Below are 1,722 nucleotides of genomic sequence, written 5' to 3' on the forward strand. Positions count from 1 at the left end.
CGTCGTCCAGCGCGGCGGCGAAGACGGGGTACGTCTGGTAGAGCTGGCGGCCCATGCCGGGGCGTTGCGCGCCCTGGCCGGAGAACAACACCGCCAACTTCCCCCCGCCGTCCGCCCCGTGATCGCCAGCCGTCCCGGTGACCACAGACGGGTGCTCCGCTCCCTCGGCCAGGGTGCGCAGTCCGGCTTGGGCCTGCTTCGCGTCCTCGGCGACGATCACCGCACGGTGCTCCAGCAGCGCGCGGGTGTGCGCCAGCGCGTACGGCACCTCCCGCGCCGACTGCTCCGGCAGGGCCCCCAGATGAGTGGCCAGCCGGTCGGCCTGCGCCAGCAACGCCGACGCCGACTGCGCCGAGACCAGCCAGGGCAGTACGCGCGCGGTCGGCTCGTTCGCGGGTGCCGCGGCGGTCCGCTCGCCCTCCTCGGCCGGTGCCTCTTCGAGGATGACGTGCGCGTTGGTGCCGCTCACGCCGAAGGAGGACACCCCCGCCCGGCGCGCCCGGCCACCCCGGGCCCATGGCCGCGACTCGGTGAGCAGCTCGACCGCGCCCTCGCTCCAGTCCACCTTCGTCGTCGGCTCGTCGGCGTGCAGGGTTTTCGGCAGCCGCTCGTGCGCCATCGCCTGGATCATCTTGATGATCCCCGCCACTCCGGCGGCGGCCTGGGCGTGGCCGATGTTCGACTTCAGCGACCCCAGCCACAGCGGCCGATCCTCGCCGGGCCGGTGCTGCCCGTACGTGGCGAGCAGTGCCTGCGCCTCGATGGGGTCGCCCAGCGTCGTGCCGGTGCCGTGCGCCTCCACCGCGTCCACGTCCGCCGCCGCCAGCCCGGCGTTCGCGAGCGCGGCGCGGATCACGCGTTGCTGCGAGGGGCCGTTGGGCGCGGTGAGGCCGTTGGACGCGCCGTCCTGGTTGACCGCGGAGCCGCGCACCAGCGCCAGCACCGGGTGTCCCAGTTCGCGGGCGCGCGAGAGCGGTTCGAGCAGCAGCAGCCCCACGCCCTCGGACCAGGCCGTGCCGTCCGCGCCGTCGCCGAACGCCTTGATCCGGCCGTCCGGTGCCAGCCCGCGCTGCCGGGAGAACTCCACGAACGTGTCCGGCGTGGCCATCACCGCCACACCGCCCGCCAGCGCCATCGTGCACTCGCCGCTCCGCAGCGCCTGCACCGCCAGATGCACCGCCACCAGCGACGACGAACACGCCGTGTCCACCGTCATCGCCGGACCCTCAAGGCCCAGCGTGTACGACACCCGCCCCGAGGCGACGCTGCCCGCCGTGCCGATGCCGAGGTAGCCCTCGGTTCCCTCCGGCAGGCGGCCCACACCGCTCGCGTAGTCGTGGTGCATGACGCCGGTGAAGACGCCTATCGCCGCGCCCTGGAGCGACGTCGGGTCGATGCCCGCACGTTCGAAGGTCTCCCACGACGTCTCCAGCACCAGCCGCTGCTGCGGGTCCATCGCCAGCGCCTCGCGCGGCGAGATGCCGAAGAACTCCGCGTCGAAGTCGCCCGAGTCGTGCAGGAAGCCGCCGTGGCGCGCGTACGACGTGCCGGGGTGGTCCGGGTCGTCGTCGAAGAGGCCGTCCAGGTCCCAGCCGCGGTTCTCGGGGAAGCCGGAGAGGACCTCGCCGCCCTCGGCGACCAGCCGCCACAGCTCCTCCGGCGTGGCCACCCCGCCCGGCAGCCGGCATCCCATCGCCACCACCGCCACCGGCTCGTCGTGCG

Annotated in this window: 1 protein-coding gene; it reads right to left on the minus strand. The window is 74.3% G+C overall.

Annotation, left to right across the window (positions count from 1 at the left end):
• Positions 1-1,722: type I polyketide synthase (locus H5J30_RS31385; protein ID WP_181790943.1), on the minus strand; the 1,722-nt coding region annotated here is incomplete at both ends.

It is taken from the genome of Streptomyces phytophilus, from assembly GCF_013870535.1.
GTDB classification, from domain to species: domain Bacteria; phylum Actinomycetota; class Actinomycetes; order Streptomycetales; family Streptomycetaceae; genus Streptomyces; species Streptomyces phytophilus.